The sequence below is a fragment of the Nitrospira lenta genome, from assembly GCF_900403705.1.
In the GTDB taxonomy this organism is placed as follows: domain Bacteria; phylum Nitrospirota; class Nitrospiria; order Nitrospirales; family Nitrospiraceae; genus Nitrospira_D; species Nitrospira_D lenta.
This window is the reverse complement of sequence record NZ_OUNR01000001.1, coordinates 480,914-497,247: the sequence shown is the minus strand read 5'-3', so window position 1 is coordinate 497,247 and position 16,334 is coordinate 480,914. Positions and strand designations below refer to the sequence as shown.

18 protein-coding genes and 1 tRNA gene are annotated in these 16,334 nt (G+C 55.9%); 8 read left to right on the top strand and 11 right to left on the bottom strand.

Annotated elements, in window-relative coordinates:
* Positions 1-127 precede the first annotated feature (127 nt).
* Positions 128-1,612 carry a proteasome accessory factor PafA2 family protein gene (locus tag NITLEN_RS02415; RefSeq protein ID WP_121987980.1) on the top strand — a complete coding sequence of 495 codons (1,485 nt, stop codon included), beginning with the start codon at positions 128-130 and terminating at the stop codon, positions 1,610-1,612.
* A gap of 118 nt (positions 1,613-1,730) precedes the next feature.
* Positions 1,731-2,192, top strand: coding sequence for a hypothetical protein (locus NITLEN_RS02410; RefSeq protein ID WP_146216069.1), 462 nt, complete (start codon positions 1,731-1,733; stop codon positions 2,190-2,192).
* A 48-nt stretch (positions 2,193-2,240) separates the two neighbouring features.
* Here NITLEN_RS02410 and NITLEN_RS02405 read toward each other — a convergent pair whose 3' ends face one another.
* Entirely contained in the window at positions 2,241-3,170 is a 930-nt protein-coding gene (locus tag NITLEN_RS02405; RefSeq protein WP_181416587.1) for a YheT family hydrolase, read from the bottom strand.
* 189 nt (positions 3,171-3,359) lie between these two features.
* Between NITLEN_RS02405 and NITLEN_RS02400 the strand changes: the two genes are divergently transcribed.
* Positions 3,360-4,007 (top strand): class II aldolase/adducin family protein, encoded by a 648-nt coding sequence (locus NITLEN_RS02400; RefSeq protein ID WP_121987977.1) that lies wholly within the window; start codon positions 3,360-3,362, stop codon positions 4,005-4,007.
* A gap of 63 nt (positions 4,008-4,070) precedes the next feature.
* Here the strand turns inward: NITLEN_RS02400 and NITLEN_RS02395 are convergent.
* The 10 genes from NITLEN_RS02395 to NITLEN_RS02350 all read right to left on the bottom strand — a co-directional run bounded on the left by NITLEN_RS02395 (position 4,071) and on the right by NITLEN_RS02350 (position 10,909).
* Positions 4,071-4,146, bottom strand: a tRNA-Asn gene (locus NITLEN_RS02395).
* A 63-nt stretch (positions 4,147-4,209) separates the two neighbouring features.
* The gene (locus tag NITLEN_RS02390; RefSeq protein WP_121987976.1) at positions 4,210-4,479 is read right to left on the bottom strand and encodes a hypothetical protein; all 270 of its coding nucleotides are present in this window, start codon (positions 4,477-4,479) and stop codon (positions 4,210-4,212) included.
* A gap of 75 nt (positions 4,480-4,554) precedes the next feature.
* A complete protein-coding gene (locus NITLEN_RS02385; RefSeq protein ID WP_121987975.1) occupies positions 4,555-4,833 on the bottom strand; it encodes a pyruvate ferredoxin oxidoreductase in 279 nt (92 codons plus the stop codon).
* A gap of 18 nt (positions 4,834-4,851) precedes the next feature.
* Positions 4,852-5,559, bottom strand: coding sequence for a 2-oxoacid:ferredoxin oxidoreductase subunit gamma family protein (locus NITLEN_RS02380; protein ID WP_121987974.1), 708 nt, complete (start codon positions 5,557-5,559; stop codon positions 4,852-4,854).
* A gap of 18 nt (positions 5,560-5,577) precedes the next feature.
* Positions 5,578-6,480, bottom strand: coding sequence for a thiamine pyrophosphate-dependent enzyme (locus NITLEN_RS02375; RefSeq protein ID WP_121987973.1), 903 nt, complete (start codon positions 6,478-6,480; stop codon positions 5,578-5,580).
* A gap of 58 nt (positions 6,481-6,538) precedes the next feature.
* Positions 6,539-7,750 carry a transketolase C-terminal domain-containing protein gene (locus NITLEN_RS02370; RefSeq protein ID WP_121987972.1) on the bottom strand — a complete coding sequence of 404 codons (1,212 nt, stop codon included), beginning with the start codon at positions 7,748-7,750 and terminating at the stop codon, positions 6,539-6,541.
* A gap of 41 nt (positions 7,751-7,791) precedes the next feature.
* Positions 7,792-8,427 (bottom strand): carbon monoxide dehydrogenase beta subunit family protein, encoded by a 636-nt coding sequence (locus NITLEN_RS02365; RefSeq protein WP_121987971.1) that lies wholly within the window; start codon positions 8,425-8,427, stop codon positions 7,792-7,794.
* Positions 8,428-8,763: 336 nt separating this feature from the next.
* Positions 8,764-10,038, bottom strand: coding sequence for a tetratricopeptide repeat protein (locus NITLEN_RS02360; RefSeq protein ID WP_121987970.1), 1,275 nt, complete (start codon positions 10,036-10,038; stop codon positions 8,764-8,766).
* Positions 10,039-10,168: 130 nt separating this feature from the next.
* Positions 10,169-10,441, bottom strand: coding sequence for a YciI family protein (locus NITLEN_RS02355; RefSeq protein WP_121987969.1), 273 nt, complete (start codon positions 10,439-10,441; stop codon positions 10,169-10,171).
* 54 nt (positions 10,442-10,495) lie between these two features.
* Positions 10,496-10,909, bottom strand: coding sequence for a DUF2203 domain-containing protein (locus NITLEN_RS02350; protein ID WP_121987968.1), 414 nt, complete (start codon positions 10,907-10,909; stop codon positions 10,496-10,498).
* A 501-nt stretch (positions 10,910-11,410) separates the two neighbouring features.
* Between NITLEN_RS02350 and rho the strand changes: the two genes are divergently transcribed.
* The 5 genes from rho to murA all read left to right on the top strand — a co-directional run bounded on the left by rho (position 11,411) and on the right by murA (position 16,326).
* The gene (gene rho / locus NITLEN_RS02345; protein WP_121988541.1) at positions 11,411-12,658 is read left to right on the top strand and encodes a transcription termination factor Rho; all 1,248 of its coding nucleotides are present in this window, start codon (positions 11,411-11,413) and stop codon (positions 12,656-12,658) included.
* A 97-nt stretch (positions 12,659-12,755) separates the two neighbouring features.
* The gene (gene rpmE / locus NITLEN_RS02340; RefSeq protein ID WP_121987967.1) at positions 12,756-12,962 is read left to right on the top strand and encodes a 50S ribosomal protein L31; all 207 of its coding nucleotides are present in this window, start codon (positions 12,756-12,758) and stop codon (positions 12,960-12,962) included.
* Between the two features lie 95 nt (positions 12,963-13,057).
* The gene (gene prfA / locus NITLEN_RS02335; RefSeq protein ID WP_121987966.1) at positions 13,058-14,140 is read left to right on the top strand and encodes a peptide chain release factor 1; all 1,083 of its coding nucleotides are present in this window, start codon (positions 13,058-13,060) and stop codon (positions 14,138-14,140) included.
* A 21-nt stretch (positions 14,141-14,161) separates the two neighbouring features.
* Complete coding sequence (prmC, locus tag NITLEN_RS02330; RefSeq protein ID WP_181416586.1) at positions 14,162-15,037, top strand: peptide chain release factor N(5)-glutamine methyltransferase; 876 nt, start codon at positions 14,162-14,164, stop codon at positions 15,035-15,037.
* A gap of 14 nt (positions 15,038-15,051) precedes the next feature.
* On the top strand, positions 15,052-16,326 hold the full coding sequence (murA, locus tag NITLEN_RS02325) for a UDP-N-acetylglucosamine 1-carboxyvinyltransferase (RefSeq protein WP_121987964.1): 1,275 nt from the start codon (positions 15,052-15,054) through the stop codon (positions 16,324-16,326).
* Positions 16,327-16,334: the final 8 nt, after the last annotated feature.

Below are 16,334 nucleotides of genomic sequence, written 5' to 3'. Positions count from 1 at the left end.
GGCTTGAGACGGAGTAGGGACTACTGGTGCATCGGGACTGCCTCGAGCACTTGCCGATTTGGTAGTCCATCAGAGGCACGCAGAGTCACGATCATCCATTTTATGTGGGCCATCGGGGTGCGTATTCATGCTGAACCGTATATTCGGCCTTGAAACGGAGTACGGACTCCTCGTCAATGAGGATCGTCCCGATCACTCACCGACATGGTTTGCTCACCAGATCCGCAATTATCTGTTCCAGGTTCAGCGCCGTGGAGTGCTCGATCTGCACCATCGCGGGCACGATGAACCTCCGGGGAACGGAGGCTTTCTCACGAATGCCGGGCGGATGTATCTCGATATGGGGCACCTTGAATATGCTTCGCCCGAATGTCAGTCGCTCGCCGATCTCGTTGCAGTCGATCGGGCCGGGGATCAACTGCTACAGGAGGCGATTGAAGCGTTGGGTTTTGGCGAGACCATTTCGCTCATCAAAAACAATATTGACCATGAGACCGACGCGACGTTTGGATCGCACGAGAACTATCTGGTCACTCGCCGGTTTCCCTTCAGCCGGAGAGGGTTGAGTCCTCTCGTCACTTTCTTAGTCACCAGACAGATTTTCACCGGCTCGGGCCGCATCGGGGCGGCGAATCCGCAGGATGCCTGGATTCAGATGGATCGCCTGATTGTGCCGCGCGGGGCGCTGCGTTCGCACGGCCCCCAGACGATGATCCCTTATCAGATTTCACAGCGGGCCGATCATATCGTCAACGATTTCTTCGAGTGGGTGCAGCAGAACCGCGCGATCGTGAACACGCGGGACGAGCCGCTGGCGGATCCCAATCAATACCGCCGGATCCATCTACTCCTCGGTGACTCCAACATGGCCGAGGTCGCCACGGCGCTCAAAATGGGCACGACTGGATTGGTGTTGCAGTTGATCGAAGAGGGGAAGGCGCCGGCCGGTGTGGAGCTCGATGAGCCGGTCGAAACCCTGCAAGAGATCTCCCAAGATCAAGAGCGCCAATGGATCGTGCGGCTGCAATCGGGCAAGACGATTTCGGCGATCGATATTCAGGAACAATTTCTTGCGGCGGCACGCGAGGCCTACGCCGGGCAGGACGAGGAGACGGACTGGGTGCTCGACCAGTGGGAGTCTGTCCTGACGGACTTGCGCGGCGACTATGCCAAGCTGGTCGGGCGTGTCGACTGGGCCTCCAAATTGTGGCTGCTCGAATCCTTTCGTGAAGCCGAACAGTTGGAGTGGCAGGATCCGGCGCTCAAGAGTCTCGATCTCGAATATCATAATTTGCGTGTGGATCGCGGCCTCTATTTCGGGCTGCTTGAAGAGGGGCGGGTGCCTCGCATGACGACGGACAAAGCGATTGCCCTCGCGATGGAACATCCTCCACGTAACACGCGTGCATTCGGGCGGGGAGAGTTGATTCGTCATTTATTAGCGGCCGGTCCGGCTGAAGTGCTTGGCGAGCAAGCGCAGGGCCAGCCGTTTTTTCCGGCCTATGTCATCAATTGGTCGATCGTTCAGGTCGACGGGCGTACACCGTTCCCCATGCCGGATCCATTCAAAACGTATGTTCAGGATGTCCGCACCTACCTTCAATCTGCTTGATTGGGCACTTCCTCATTCGGCGGCTCTGTCGCATATCACGTTGATTCTATGAAACCATCGGTGTGGTGGTATGCTTGTCAGGGGTCGGGCGATTCTTCCCGATACCGGCAGGAGGTGCATGATGAAAGCACGGGCGTGGCTGATGCAGTACGGTGTGGCGATGATACTCTCGTGCGCGTTCGCCCTGATCCTCGGACAAGTTCCGCTCTTTCGCGAGACGGCGGTGGGGAAGTTAGCCGCTTCAGATCTGGTCCAGTTTCTTGGTTATGGTTGCACGATCGCACTCGCCTGGCTCGGCGCGCGCCAGTTAGCGGGAGATCCTTCTGAGGACTGGAAATGGCTGTCGCCCTATCGGGCGTTGATTCTTCCGGTGACGACGCTGGCCACGGTGATTTTGGCCTACGGAGTCCTGTTGCTGGTGGGTGGCCCGTTTCTGAATAAATTCGCCAAGGGAATCTATAACTGGATGTTTATCGTGGGCATTGTGGCAGCTATTGCGTGGCTCATTGTGACCTGGGTCAGAACCTGTGCTCCGCTGGTCGCTGCGACTATTCCCCGTCGATTGAAGAAAGCCGCTTAGCCGATACGTCCCCGGTGGCGGCCCTCTTGGTTGAGGCCGCCACATCAGTTACCGCGTGCGACTTACAAACTCAATAATTCTGTTCTCTGCCCAGTACGCGTCTTCACCGGTTTGGCTCACGCTGAAGAATCCGCAATGTCCGCCATGGCGAGGCGCCAGTAGGGTGATGCTTTGGTTCTCCATGAGTTCAGGACGGGTGAATAGCGAGTAGGGAATGAATGGGTCGTCCTGGGCGGTGACGATCAAGGTCGGGACGGCGATTTGATGCAGCACGTGCCGGGCTCCTGCGCGATCGTAGTAGTCTGCGCCATCCCGATAGCCTCCGTCTCGGGCGGTATAGTAGTCGTCGAACTGGCTGATGGTTTTCATCGAACCCATCGCACGCAAGTCCCATTTGCCTGGAAAGAGCCCGGCTTTCCGTTTCATGCGCGCTTTGAGCCGTGAGAGGAAGTGGTAGTGATAGATCCAGTTTCGCGGCTGCTCCAAGGCCGCCACGCATTGAGTCGGATCGATATTCGGGCATACCGCGACGGTCCCCGCGAGGGCCGGTACCGTCCCTGCGAGTTCACCGGCTGCTTTCAGTACCAGATTGCCGCCCATTGAATAGCCTACCAGCCAGATATGCGTCAGGTGGTCTACCGACGCCAGTTCTCTGACAATCTTCCGGCAATCGCCGCTCAGCCCGCTGTTATAGAGAGTCGGCGTAAGGTGCTCGGTGCCGCCGCAGGTGCGCTGGTTCATCCTCACGACATTGAAACCACGCCGGTACGCTTTTGCCGTAATGCCACGCATGTAATGCGAGTCCGCGCTGCCTTCTAGTCCGTGAACAAGAACGAGCGTGGGAGACTCAGCGGGGCGCGGCTGCCAGTGGCAGAGTCCGAGGAGCTGCGTGCCAGGCTCAGTCGTAAAGAGACGTTCGTGCTGAGGAATCTGTCTCAGTGAGAGATCTCGCGGCCAGTACCGTGGCGCAAGGGTCATGAGATGCGCGTTCCGGAGTATGGCGGGCGGAGCAAAGGGGTATGTGCGGATCATCGTGCCCCATCATAAACAATATCCGGCCGTGATCGTATACCGAAAGTTCAACAGAGATGACTTGCGTGCAAGTCCTCAAGCGAGGACGCGCATCGACCGATAACGGGACCTGGGAGTTTGTAGAAGGAGGGCGGCATGTTAACAGCAATCGGCGACGTGATGCGGCGGGTGTATGAGCGTGGGTGGATTACGACCAGAGACGGTAATATCAGTATGCGGAAACGGGACGGGAGGTATCTGTATATCACGCCGTCTGGGTGGCGAAAGACGATCGTGCATCCGGAGCATGTGGTTCGATTAGAGATTGTGAGTGATCCGGTGACGCATCAACTGATTCCAAAAATTCGGGATGGCCAGCAGCCGTCCGGCGAACTCTGGATGCATTGGAATTTACAACGGGACTCCAAAAAGACACGGACGGTAGTTCATGTGCATGCGACCCACATTGTCGCGGCGATCTATGCAGGAGTGGACTTGCAGGCCATGAGCGCTGAGTTTCCTGAGATCTCGCGCTATACCAGGGTTGGTCGGACGGTTCCTGCCCTACCGGCGCTGTCTCGAGATCTGGCTGATGCCACGGCCGATTGTTTTGGGCTGCAGAAGGATGGGGCGCTCGAATTCGACATCGTTGGGCAGGCGAACCATGGCGTGTGCGCCGTGGCCGCAGACCCATGGGCCGCCTATGAGCATATCGAACGGTTGGATCATATCTGTGAGATTGTCCTGAAGAGCGGTGTCGCCGCACGGACGTCCAATCAACGAACATCGAATTTAGCGGCATAGACGAATGACAGCTGAAATGAAAAGAGGGCTGACGGCACAATGCCGTCAGCCCTCTTTATATGTTGGCTCCCCGGGCAGGACTCGAACCTGCGACCAGCCGGTTAACAGCCGGCTGCTCTACCAACTGAGCTACCGGGGAACGTAGGGTGCAATGAAAGCGAGACCCATTCTAGCAAAACTTCTTGCGGAGCGGGAGTCTTTTTTAGACGTCAAAGTCCTCTGTTTCATCTTCGTCTGAAGAGGCATCCGTATTGCCGTCTGCCAGTGCGGCATAGTGCTTTGCCCAAGTCAGATATAGATTTCCGCTATCTCGCATCGTATCGGCCGCTTTCACGAGCTTATCGACGAGTTCAGGATCTTTTCCTGAGGCTTGGATTTGCGCCGCGCGCCGCTCGATTGCTTTGGGGTATTGCGTGATCAGTCCGGAGATCTCCGCGAGGAGCTCATTGATGACGTTGTCTTCTGTATCCATGGATCCCTCATTTCTCAACAAAAAACCCCATAGCGCGGACGCTATGGGGTTTCCCGTTATTCACGTCGTAACGGATTAGCCTTGGTAGGCTTGTCCAAGAGCTGCGGATTCGCCTTTTTTCGCCATCAGTTGACCGGTGGCGCTTACGGCCTGCATCTCAATCGCATTGTGTTTTGCGGCGTCGCACACGACCACGCACAGCTCGCACCCCTTGCAGCGATCAATATTGACCTCGGCGACCATCTTGCTGGAGTTCAGATCCAGGCAGTTGGCTTCCGGGCAATACATGATACAGAGGCGGCAGCCCTTCTTGGCAGTGCATTTCTCATCGATGACTTGCGCTACGTTATACATGCGACGTAGTTCCTTCTCTTACGCGGCTACGGCAGGATTGCCGACTCGTAACTCGATCTTGTTCTTATCTGCCCATTCGCTCGCGATCTCATACGCGGCCTTGACAGTGGCCAGATTCTTGGCGAGCAGCATTTCTTTCTTGGCGAATTTCTTCTTGATCGCTTCATCCAACGAAGCCGTACCACCGGAGGCGACGAATTTCTTTCCAAACCGCTCCTGAAGCGCCCCATCTAGGGATTCCATGGAGACGCACTTGGTAATACCCGCCACAGACCCGATCATGGCCATGTTCGTGGATAGCTCAGTGCCAGCGACTTCGATGGCGAGCTCAGTTCCGGCGATATAAAACAGGGCGACGTTCAAGTCTTTGAGCCGCTGAATATCTTCTTCCGACAGAAGGGGCTGAGCGGAGTTAATAACCACAACGCCGCCTTCCTTCACGCCGGAATAGAATGGCATCGTATAGCTCTTGCCCATCGTGATGACCTGAGGGTGAAATACTTGGATCACGTCTGGGAATACCAATTCGCCACGGTCATAGATCCGTTCGATTCCGATGCGGCAATAGCTCTCCGCCGGAGCCATCCGCTTCTCCGCTCCAAAGAATGGGTTGGAGATCGAAAACTTTCCGTCCCGGTTGGCGGCCATGGCCAAGACATGGGCTGCGGTGACCGCACCCTGTCCGCCTAAACCCGACATCCGGATATTGAGTCTCTTCTTAATCATGGACAACCTCCGGTTTCGTTAGGCTTGCCCGGCCAATTGCTTGGCGGCCGCTTTCCGTTCTTTATCCTTCGCCGCTAGTTCGGCCAGCAATTGCTTGGCCGGCTCGCTGACGTATTCTTTGTACGCGAATCGCTCGGTCGGCTTTTCGGAGTCACGCATCTCCTGGAGGCCTTCCATGCTGTTCTTCCCGATTTCCAGAATGCAAGGCGTATAGAGCTGGAGATAGGTCGGGCCGATTTCGCGAGCGATGTGCACGGCGTTACGAATGACTTTCTCAACCAGTGAGGGCTTGCTGACCGTGCAATTCACGACATAGTGACAGCCTGATTCGCGGGCAATCTCAGGCAACCGGACCTTGTCGAACAGCTTGCCGACCGGAGCCATCTTGGCGACGAAGCCCTTCTGCATCAATCCGCTCTCCTGGCCGCCGGTGTTGGCGTAGAGTTCGTTGTCGAAGCAAATGGTCGTAAACTTTTCCTGGCGAAACCAGGCTTGAAGGGTCATGTCGAGGCCGATGTCAACGGTTGCACCGTCACCGGCGAGGACGACGACATCCTTTGTCCGGCCTGGAAAACGGACGCTCAGAGCGCGCTTCAGCCCGGACGCGATAGCATTCTGGTTGCCGAAGAGAGAGTGAATGTTGTGAACGGCCACCATCGGGAACACCAGGCTGGTGCAACCGGTTGAACCGACCATCACAGTGTCTTCGGGGTTGGGGAGTGAGGCCAGGATATAGCGGAAGGCCATAGACTCCGGGCAGCCGGCGCAGAGTGAGTGCTGCTCGATGAGTTCTTTGCTGTTACCGATATCCTTCCAGCCGCGATCTTCCTTGCCGTAGGTCGCGCTCTTGACCAGGTCCTGATAGTCGGACGGCATGATGTCATAGAGGGCTTCTGAAATTTGAATACGTTCTTTGCTCATATATGCCTCCTCAAAGGGTCTCGTTCAAAATTAGATAGCGTAACCGTGTGTTGATTGCTCAGCTTCCACGACCAGCCAGGGAGACGGTCTTCATCCCGAGGACTGTTTTGATTTCCTGAACGATGATTTCCGGCGGCATCGTCATGCCTCCGCATACGCGCGGACCGGAATGGACCCGATGGTGATTGGGAATTGTTGCCTTGATTTCTTTTGCAAGCCATCCGGTGACATTGAACTCTGGCACGAAGATGTGCTTGGCGTTTTTTGTGGCTTCCCGAATTTCCTCTTCCGGCCAGGGGCGCAAGGACTTTACTTTCACTAATCCGCAGCGGATGCCTTCATCCTCTAACAATCGGATAGCTTCGCGTCCTTGTGAGACGGCTGTCCCTGAGGCCACGATCATGATGTCGGCATCGGTATTTTCGGTGTCGACCAATCCGTTGATCCACTTGATGGTATGTTTTCTCGAGCGTTCCACCGCCGCCCAGATTTCTTGCTGCCAGCTGGCATGGGTGGCGTAGCTGATGTAATTGCTCTTCATGACAAAGGGATCGCGCATCATCCGGACCGGCGGACATTCCATGTCCATGCAGGGAACTGGTGAGCGGTAGGGGTCGTAGGGCGGTAAGCACATGTCGGCCGGCGTCAGATTCACGACGTCCTTCGTATGGGTCACAAAGAACCCGTCGCAGCAAAGCGCGAGAGGCAAGTGCACATCCGGCTCTTCCGATACCATGTAGCCCTTGAGGATCCAATCAAAGAAGTCTTGGGCAGTTTCCGCATGCCAGACGAGCATGCCGGTATTCAAGAGGTAAGCGATTTCGAGTGTATCCGGTTGAATGGAGAGCGGCGAGTTGATGCCGCGGCACGTGACGATCATCTGAATCGGTAACCGCGCGCCGGACCACATGGGGAAGTTTTCCATGGCGCGCATCGTGCCGGGGCCTGCGGTCGTCGTAAAGACGCGAGCGCCACCGAACGCGGCGCCGGCGCACTGGGACATGACGGCAAACTCACTCTCACCGCGGAAGTAGTCACCGATGTAGCCTTCTGCGAACAATTCGCCGATCAATGCCGCCGCTTCACTCTGCGGGGTGATCGGATAGGCAATCATGACGTCGCAACTGGCGCGCCGCAATGCTTCCTTAATGACTTCGCTACCTGTATAGAACGACGGGGTACGCGGGGCGTCGTTCATCATCGTCCAGGTATCGGTAAAGGTCTGCCCTTTTTTATTTTTTGTCCCGATGAGGGATTTATTCTCTGCCATGGACCTAGCCTCCTTTCACTGCACAGGGAGTTTCAAACGGGTTAGTTTGACGCCCCGCTCTTGGCTGACGTCAGCCGTGGTTGGACTGTCCCTTTCAACTTTCTCACCCAATCCGCCAGAGTCATAATCTTTTCGACGGATGCATCACGGAATGAGAGCATCGCATCTTCATGCCCGGCCTGCGCGCACATCGCAATCGTGTAGCAGGAGGTCCCGCCCCGAATAATCTTGAGCGACAGGTTTGCCTGGTGGCAGTGCACACCGATGAACATGCAGCAATCAATCTTGTTGTGCCAAATGGTCAGATTCGGATGGTTGGGATTGATTTCAACTTCAGGATTGATCTTGGGGTACTTGGGGCGATAGTCCGGCATGGGAATCAGCATGGGCTTTTGGCCAGGCTGCACACATTCCTTCAGGGTGTTGTACAGGTGGCGGATTGCCGTGGCCTTCTTGGCCGCTTTTTCATTCCAAGCCCAAAGCACTAAGGGGCCAGGGAAGAGGGTCGGCACTTTGGCCATCAAGAACTGCCTGGCAGCTTCTTCATAGGCCTTTTCTTCGGAGACAATGACGCCGTTGATGTGGGCTTCGCCCGGGTTCGGTAACCGAATGCCCATACTGGCGGCAGCGGGGGGCAGAAAGTGTTCTGGTCCTGGAAGCACGCGGTATTGACTCATTACGCCTTACTCTCCGGGCAAAAGGGTGAAGGTCCTCAGCAACGACTCAGTTCTGACTCTTGAATCCTGTCAACACTCTAAGCTTTTCTCCACTCCTTCTGCAACCTCACAGAAGGCCCACCTCCCGGAGCTTTTGGGCTATACAGGCAGAGTGAGATTAGGCCTTTAGGGGCTATCAGGTGTGTGCTTGGACGTGTGATTCTGACTCCAAATTGGCCGATATTATAGGGGGCTGACTTTTTCCTTGTCAAACACGATCTGGCCGATTTTGATCTGAATGGCCCTTTGTTAAAATGCATTGGCCGTCCATATTCTCCTACTACGCTATCTGCTGTGCTAAGGGAGCTGTTCACAGGCGGTTGGGGCGCCGAGGATGCAGGCTTGCTCGAAGTCCTCTTTGGCGAGTTGTCCGTGCTGTTGTTCTTGGTAGAGCTGGCCTCGCATCATAAGTGCCTGGACGTGGGTGGGGTCTATGTCGATGACGACGCTCAAATCATCAATAGCTTGAGCAGACTGATTCAGTCTTTGGTGAAGTTCGCCTCGGAGGAGGTAGGCCTCTTTTTGAGAAGGGATCCAGCTTTCAGAGGCCGATGAGTTGAGCATCCGATTGAGGGTCGTCATCGCAGGCCCCCATTGCTTCGTAGATACCAGCTTGCGAGCTTGAGAAGTCGTCACACGAATGAGTCGCTGGCGGGCAATGTCGAAAAAGGGATCGATTTCCAGGGCCTGTGTGTAAGCGTTTTCGGCCACTTCCGGCTGGTTCAGCCACGTATGTACGTCTCCCTGTCCGAGGAGTGCCCATGGATTTCTTGCGTCTAAAATGAGGGCGCGGTCAAAGTCCATTCGGGCGCAGTCGATATACTCAGAATATTCACTTGGGAGAGATTTATTGGAAAAGGCCAAGGAAGCCATCTTTAGATAGGTCTGTCCTCTGACAATCAGCGGATCTACGAATTGAGGATCCAGTGCTGCGGCTTGTGATGTCAGATCGATTTTCTGGCGAAGGTTATACGAGTGGAGGGCAGTTTCAAGGAGGTGGCGTGCTTGTCCCTGCGACCCCGTGCGTCCTGGTGGATCGATGGCAAGTGTGCGTACGCCTGACGGTGGCGTTTGCGCCTCGCGGAGCTGTGCCTTGAGTTCGGCGTTTTCCTTTTGTAATTGTCTGAAATGTGCGGCTAACTGTTCTTCGGATCGCCAGCGCCGAACCGCCTCTTGGAGGTGATCCACATTCACCACGGCTCGAATGCGAATGGTAAAAACCGGTCGGCCGTGCTCAAAGCTGCGCCGTGATTCCAGGACGTCTGTCTTGGTAATGGCCGCAGCGAGTGTTCGAATCTCCAGCGCGCTGACTTGCGTGCTCTTTCCGTTTCGCACCGATTCGTAATCGTGGAAAGTTGATTCCAGATAGATGCCGGCTTCCTCAACCGCCTTGCGTTGGGCACGTTGCAGGACCTTGTCTTCTGCCATCGCCAATGTGTCGCCGTCCGCCATGACGTATTGACCTTCGGTCACAACCGTGGTTTCGGTTGCGGTGGCCTCAGAGGCAACGAGAAAAATGATGGGTAGCAAGAGAGCGGCAGGTGTGAGCGGTAGCAAGGTCGCGCGATTCATAGTGCAACTATACCGCGCGATATCTGGCCGGACAATGTACCCAAGAGTATGGGCTGGTCCTTGAATATTGGTATTGGTAAGCGCTAAAGAAGAGTAGCTGTGAAGCTAGAGATGTGTCGAAGTGTTGAATTTATTTGGGCAATACCTGCATGAACGGGTGAATCTCAATCCGCTCAAAAACGCCATTCACCATATAGGGATCCTGATTGGCGAATTGCTCAGCCTCAGCCAGTGAGTCGAATTCCAGTACCATTAAACTGCCGGTCTTATCCGTGAGTGGACCGGCAAGAATGACGCGGCCCTGTTGAGTCAATGGCTCGAGATTGGCGAGATGGGCTGGACGGTGAATTTTCCGTTTCGCTTCTCCCTCAGGACCGTCGTAGCCAAGAATCACAAATTTCATCGTAGATCTTTCCTCGCGTAGGTAAGGTTCACTGATTTTTGGGATGAACGCGGCCTAGGTAGAGCCTTCAAGGGGGCATCGGTCTTTGTATCCGTGTGTCACTTCATGCCACCAACGGACTTCAGTTTCTCCAAGCTTCCAGCAGAGATAGACTATTCGCCCGTCACGGGCATGGGGAAAGTCGCACAGGCCCAGATCGATATCTTTGACATGGACGCCCAATTCATGGATGGCGTGAAGGTTGGAACTAATCGTTTGGAGGCTGACCACGTATTGCGGTCCCACAGGAGTTCCGCCCCCATATAGCGCCTGCTCTGCGGCCTTTCTGACCTCGTCGCGGGTTTGGACAAGGACGGATTTGAATTGTTTGACGGTCTCCAGGTGAGTTTGGAGTTGTGGAATGAGTTGATTCGCTTCAAATAGCGAAAATACTCGTCCTGGGCTTTCTTCGTCTCGATCATCAGCCATGGTGGTCGGTACTCCTTGAGGCTGTGTATCACAGCCCTTTTTCCGATTCAATGGGGGCAGGGTGTTTGGGGGGATTGCCGAAAGAGGGAGAAAAATGTTTTGTTCTGTTGACAATGGAGAGGGCCATGCGTATCATCCGCCGTAGCATTCACATTTGATGCGAATCGCTCTCCACCGTAAGTTCAACCTCCGGAACCTTTCTCGAATCGAAACCACACTGAGTTGGTCAGTATCGAAGCAGAAGGCGAACGCCAATAACGTCCATTGATCACGGTCGATTTCTCAGATGTTTCAGAGACTCGGGGCCGAATCTTCATATAAGAAACGTGCGTAGCCAAGGCATCGTACGAATCGTCCTCTCCAAAAACTACGATAGTACTGATTCAAACACAAACACACATCTGTTCCGACGAATGGTCAATCAATCTCGTGAGTTCTTGTTCATGACAACAGAGCCGATGGCTCGATAGGAGTGCTATGCAAGCTGCTAAGGGTGAGGTCATGTATTTGGCGGAGTTGAAGCAGAAGTCCATTGCCGACCTGAACGAGGTGGCGCGCGACCTCAAGATCGAAGGCTCGGCCAACCTGCGGAAGCAGGAACTCATCTTCGCCATTCTGCAAGGTCAGACGGAAAAGAACGGCGTCGTCTACGGTGAAGGTGTGCTGGAAACGCTTCCAGATGGGTTTGGCTTTTTGCGCGCCCCCGACTCCAATTACCTCCCGGGCCCCGACGACATCTATATCTCCCCTTCACAGATTCGCCGGTTCAACCTCCGTACCGGTGACACCGTCTCCGGGCAGATCAGGCCTCCCAAAGAGAGCGAGCGCTACTTCGCCCTGCTGAAAGTCGAGAAGGTCAATTACGAAGATCCGGAAGTTTCACGAGATAAGATCCTCTTCGACAACCTGACGCCTCTTTACCCAGAAGAGCGGCTCAATCTGGAATTTGATCGCGAAGAGTACTGTACCCGTGTGATGGATTTGACGACTCCGATTGGCAAGGGCCAGCGCGGGTTGATCGTGGCCGCTCCCCGTACCGGTAAGACGATGCTGCTCCAGGCTCTGGCGCGGGCCATTCTCAAGAATCATAAGGAAGTGACTCTGATCGTCCTCTTGATCGACGAGCGCCCGGAAGAAGTCACCGACTGGCAACGACAGGTCAAGGCCGAAGTCATCAGTTCGACCTTCGATGAACCGGCGCAGCGCCATGCTCAAGTCGCCGAAATGGTGCTGGAGAAGGCCAAGCGGTTAGTCGAGCACAAGAAGGACGTGGTGATTCTATTGGATAGCATCACGCGCCTCGCACGTGCGTACAATACCATCGCCCCGCCGAGCGGCAAGGTGCTCTCCGGCGGTCTCGATTCAAACGCACTGCAGCGGCCTAAGCGCTTCTTCGGCGCGGCCCGTAACATTGAACATGGCGGGAGTTTGACGATCATGGCCTCCGCACTGGTCGATACCGGCAGCCGCATGGATGATGTGATCTTCGAAGAGTTCAAAGGAACCGGTAACATGGAAGTCCATCTGGATCGCCGTCTGGCCGACAAGCGCCTTTTCCCGGCGATTGATATCAGCAAGTCCGGAACCAGAAAAGAAGAGTTGTTGGTGGATAAGGATCGGCTCAACAAGATGTGGATCTTGCGGAAGGTGCTCAGTCCGTTGGGAACGATGGAGGCGATGGAGTTCCTGATGGACAAAATTGGCGGGACCAAAACCAACCAGGAATTCCTGCAATCCATGAATCGGTAAGAGACGCTTGTTTCTACCCTTGAGGTTCGGATAGAGTGTGTCGTTCCTGGCGTGGGGCCAGGAGCCTGAGTGAATGTTTGGCAAGGAGTCGTAGGTCATGCAAAAGGGTATTCATCCAATGTATCGGGAAGCCACGGTCCATTGCGCCTGTGGCAACTCATTCAAGACGCGCACGACCGTCGGGGAAATCAGCGTCGATATTTGCGGTGCCTGTCATCCGTTCTTTACCGGCACACAAAAAATCATCGACACCGAAGGGCGGGTCGAACGGTTTAAGAAGAAGTACGCGAAGAAGGACAAGTAGCCACTCTACGTGTCATAGAAGAGACCCTGCTTCGCTATGGAGCAGGGTCTCTTTGTTTTTGTGCCTGGATGGATGATGGTGTTTGAGGACTTGGAATGATTGAAGCGGCCTTACTTAAGAAATGGGAATCCGTGGCCTCGCGATTTCAAGAGTTGACCGATCAGCTCATGGATCCCTCTGTCGTGAGTCAGCCGGCACAGCTCCACAAGCTCAGTAAAGAACGTGTCGATCTTGAGCCGGCGGCTCAGCTCTTCGAGATCTATCGCGGCAATATTCGGCAGCTGGAGGAAGCGGCGCAGATTCTAGCCGATCCATCAGCCGGGAGTGACATGCACAAGATGGCCGCTGATGAAACCGCTGAGTTGCGGCGGCAGCAGGAGGTCATGGAAGAGCAGGTCAAGGAGCTCCTGATCCCGAAAGATCCGCGGGATGAGAAGAGCCTGCTCTTGGAAATCCGGGCAGGTACCGGCGGGGACGAAGCCGGGTTGTTTGCCGGGGAATTATTTCGCTCCTATATCAGGTATGCGGAGAAAAAGGGATTTAAGGTCGATACGGTCGAGGCGGCGGAGAATGGTGTCGGAGGATACAAGAACATCACGGCATTGATCGAAGGCAAAGGGGCGTATAGCCACTTCAAGTACGAAGCCGGTGTGCACCGCGTGCAGCGCGTGCCGGTGACGGAAGCAGCCGGCCGGATCCACACCTCTACTGTGACGGTGGCGGTGATGCCGGAAGTCGACGAAATCGACGTCAAAATCGATCCGGGAGATCTTCGAATCGATACCTTCTGCTCCTCCGGCGCCGGCGGGCAGAGCGTGAATACGACCAAATCCGCGGTGCGCATCACCCATATCCCCACCGGGGTTGTGGTGAGTTGTCAGGATGAGCGGTCGCAGCTGAAGAATCGCACAAAAGCCATGCGGACCTTGCGCGCGAGAATCGTTGAGGCGGAGCGGGAAAAGCATGACGCAGAGATCGCTCAGAATAGGAAATCACAGGTCGGGACCGGCGAGCGAAGCGAGAAGATCCGCACCTATAACTTTCCGCAGAATCGTGTCACCGACCATCGGGTCGGCGTGACCTTGCACAAGCTTGAATTGGTGATGGAAGGCGATCTGGATGAATTTGTCCAGGCGTTGAAAGCGCAACAGCAGCAGATCGATACAGCCAACGTATAGGGGACTATGGTGGCCCTTGTCATGCCAGAGCTGAAGACGGTGGGTGCCCTCATTGTGTGGGCTCGGCAGTCTTTGGTCCGCGCCGGGGTGAGCAACGGGGCGCAGGAGGCTGCGTGGCTAGTGGAGCATGCGCTGTCTGTACGAAGTCACCAGTTGGTCAGTCACGCGGACCGGTTGGTCTCTCCCGCCGTCCAGGCCTGTATTGAGTCTTTGATCGCGCGGCGAGTAGCTCGTGAACCGCTACAATATTTGCTCGGTACGCAAGAGTTTTGCGGGCTTGAGTTTTCTGTCAGTCCTGCCGTATTGATTCCACGACCTGAGACCGAGTTGCTGATTCACCATGCTATTGAGCATGTGCAGCGTCTTTCCAACTCAGCCATTGTCGATGTGGGAACGGGATCCGGTTGCGTCGCCATCACCTTGGCCGTTCGTCTGAAGGGGCAGCGTATTCTTGCAGTCGACCGATCTCCGGAGGCGCTGGAGGTTGCGCAGGTGAATGCGATGAAGCATGGCGTGCGTGATCGGATTGAATGGCTGGAGGGGGATCTGTTGTCGCCACTGCAAGCGCGGCGGGCGGCTGGCATGATCGACGTGATCGTCTCGAATCCTCCCTACATTTCCGAATCTGATTGGGCTGGTTTGGAGCCGGAGGTGCGGGTATTTGAGCCGCGCATGGCTTTGGTCGGAGGAGAGCAGGGAACGGAATTTCACGAGCGGTTGTTGCGTGAGTCTCGGGAGTTTCTTGTCCCAGGCGGGGTACTCGTGATGGAAATGGGAGCAGGCCAAGCTCCGATAGTCCGGCAGTTGGCAGAACGGGTGGGCGGGTATAGGGCACTTCGTATCATCGAAGATGCGGCAGGGATTGAACGGGTGGTCATCGCCCAGCGGATGGAATAGGAAGCAAGGCGTCGATGGATGAGATTGTCATTACGGGTGGAAATCGGTTGCGGGGAGACGTCCGGATCAGCGGGGCGAAGAACTCGGCTCTTCCTATTCTGGCCTCGACCATTTTAGGCGGCGGGGAATGTGTCATTACGAATGTCCCTCGCGTGGTCGATGTGCTGACGATGGGGAAGCTCCTCGGCATTCTCGGCGCGCAGGTTTCCCATGAGGCCAACCGCGCCGTCATTAAAGCGGACGTGATTCATTCCACCGAGGCGCCCTATGATTTGGTGAAAACCATGCGCGCGTCGGTGCTGGTGTTGGGCCCTTTGCTTGCGCGTTGGGGTGAGGCGAAGGTCTCGCTGCCGGGTGGCTGCGCGATCGGGTCGCGGCCGGTGAACCTCCATTTGGCCGGGTTGGCGAAATTAGGAGCTGACATTTCGATCGAGCATGGGTATATCACCGCGAGGGCCAAGCGGCTGAAGGGTGCGCGGATCTATTGCGATACGACGACCGTGACCGGTACGGAGAATTTGATGATGGCGGCCTCCCTCGCCGAAGGGACGAGCGTCATCGAAAATGCGGCGAAAGAGCCTGAAATTGTGGATCTGGCCGAGTTCCTGACCAAGCGCGGCGCCCGTATTGCCGGGGCTGGAACGGACGTGCTCACGATTGAAGGCGTGCGGGAACTACACGGTGCGGATCATGAGGTTATTCCCGATCGCATCGAAGCCGGGACGCATCTCGTCGCCGGGGCGATTACGGATGGAGATGTCACGATTACCCATTGCCGTCCGCTGCATCTTGAAGCGGTTCTGATGAAGTTGCGGGAAGCGGGTGCGGATATTCAGGTTGAGGCCCAGACAGTGCGAATCAGGCGGGCCGGCCGGCTCAAGGGAACGGACGTCCGAACCTTGCCGTTCCCGGGGTTTCCGACGGATATGCAGGCGCAGATGGTGGCGCTGATGGCGCTCACGGAAGGCACGAGCGTCGTGACGGAAACGGTCTTTGAAAGCCGCTTTATGCATGTGGAAGAGTTGCGGCGGATGGGTGCGGATATTCGAGTCGAGGGGAATCGCTTGATCGTCACGGGGCGTCCTACGCTGACAGGGGCGCCGGTCATGGCCTCGGACCTTCGCGCCAGCGCAGGACTTATCCTGGCCGGTTTGGCCGCCGAGGGCACGACGGAAATCCAGCGGGTGTATCACCTCGATCGAGGCTATGAACGCATTGAGGAAAAACTGCGGGCGGTCGGGGCGAATATCGAACGCCGAAAGGCGAGCCCTGTGACCGGAGCTCGGTAGAGGGATCT

Excerpts from the sequence above, each read along its gene's own strand:
- NITLEN_RS02365 (WP_121987971.1), bottom strand. The coding sequence starts at position 8,427 with ATGAGTCAATACCGCGTGCTTCCAGGACCAGAACACTTTCTGCCCCCC.
- prfA (WP_121987966.1), top strand. The coding sequence starts at position 13,058 with ATGATTGAAGCGGCCTTACTTAAGAAATGGGAATCCGTGGCCTCGCGA.
- rpmE (WP_121987967.1), top strand. The coding sequence starts at position 12,756 with ATGCAAAAGGGTATTCATCCAATGTATCGGGAAGCCACGGTCCATTGC.
- NITLEN_RS02370 (WP_121987972.1), bottom strand. The coding sequence starts at position 7,750 with ATGGCAGAGAATAAATCCCTCATCGGGACAAAAAATAAAAAAGGGCAG.
- NITLEN_RS02385 (WP_121987975.1), bottom strand. The coding sequence starts at position 4,833 with ATGTATAACGTAGCGCAAGTCATCGATGAGAAATGCACTGCCAAGAAG.
- rho (WP_121988541.1), top strand. The coding sequence starts at position 11,411 with ATGTATTTGGCGGAGTTGAAGCAGAAGTCCATTGCCGACCTGAACGAG.
- prmC (WP_181416586.1), top strand. The coding sequence starts at position 14,162 with ATGCCAGAGCTGAAGACGGTGGGTGCCCTCATTGTGTGGGCTCGGCAG.
- NITLEN_RS02360 (WP_121987970.1), bottom strand. The coding sequence starts at position 10,038 with ATGAATCGCGCGACCTTGCTACCGCTCACACCTGCCGCTCTCTTGCTA.
- NITLEN_RS02400 (WP_121987977.1), top strand. The coding sequence starts at position 3,360 with ATGTTAACAGCAATCGGCGACGTGATGCGGCGGGTGTATGAGCGTGGG.
- NITLEN_RS02405 (WP_181416587.1), bottom strand. The coding sequence starts at position 3,170 with ATGACCCTTGCGCCACGGTACTGGCCGCGAGATCTCTCACTGAGACAG.
- NITLEN_RS02390 (WP_121987976.1), bottom strand. The coding sequence starts at position 4,479 with ATGGATACAGAAGACAACGTCATCAATGAGCTCCTCGCGGAGATCTCC.
- NITLEN_RS02375 (WP_121987973.1), bottom strand. The coding sequence starts at position 6,480 with ATGAGCAAAGAACGTATTCAAATTTCAGAAGCCCTCTATGACATCATG.
- NITLEN_RS02415 (WP_121987980.1), top strand. The coding sequence starts at position 128 with ATGCTGAACCGTATATTCGGCCTTGAAACGGAGTACGGACTCCTCGTC.
- murA (WP_121987964.1), top strand. The coding sequence starts at position 15,052 with ATGGATGAGATTGTCATTACGGGTGGAAATCGGTTGCGGGGAGACGTC.
- NITLEN_RS02355 (WP_121987969.1), bottom strand. The coding sequence starts at position 10,441 with ATGAAATTTGTGATTCTTGGCTACGACGGTCCTGAGGGAGAAGCGAAA.
- NITLEN_RS02410 (WP_146216069.1), top strand. The coding sequence starts at position 1,731 with ATGATGAAAGCACGGGCGTGGCTGATGCAGTACGGTGTGGCGATGATA.
- NITLEN_RS02380 (WP_121987974.1), bottom strand. The coding sequence starts at position 5,559 with ATGATTAAGAAGAGACTCAATATCCGGATGTCGGGTTTAGGCGGACAG.
- NITLEN_RS02350 (WP_121987968.1), bottom strand. The coding sequence starts at position 10,909 with ATGGCTGATGATCGAGACGAAGAAAGCCCAGGACGAGTATTTTCGCTA.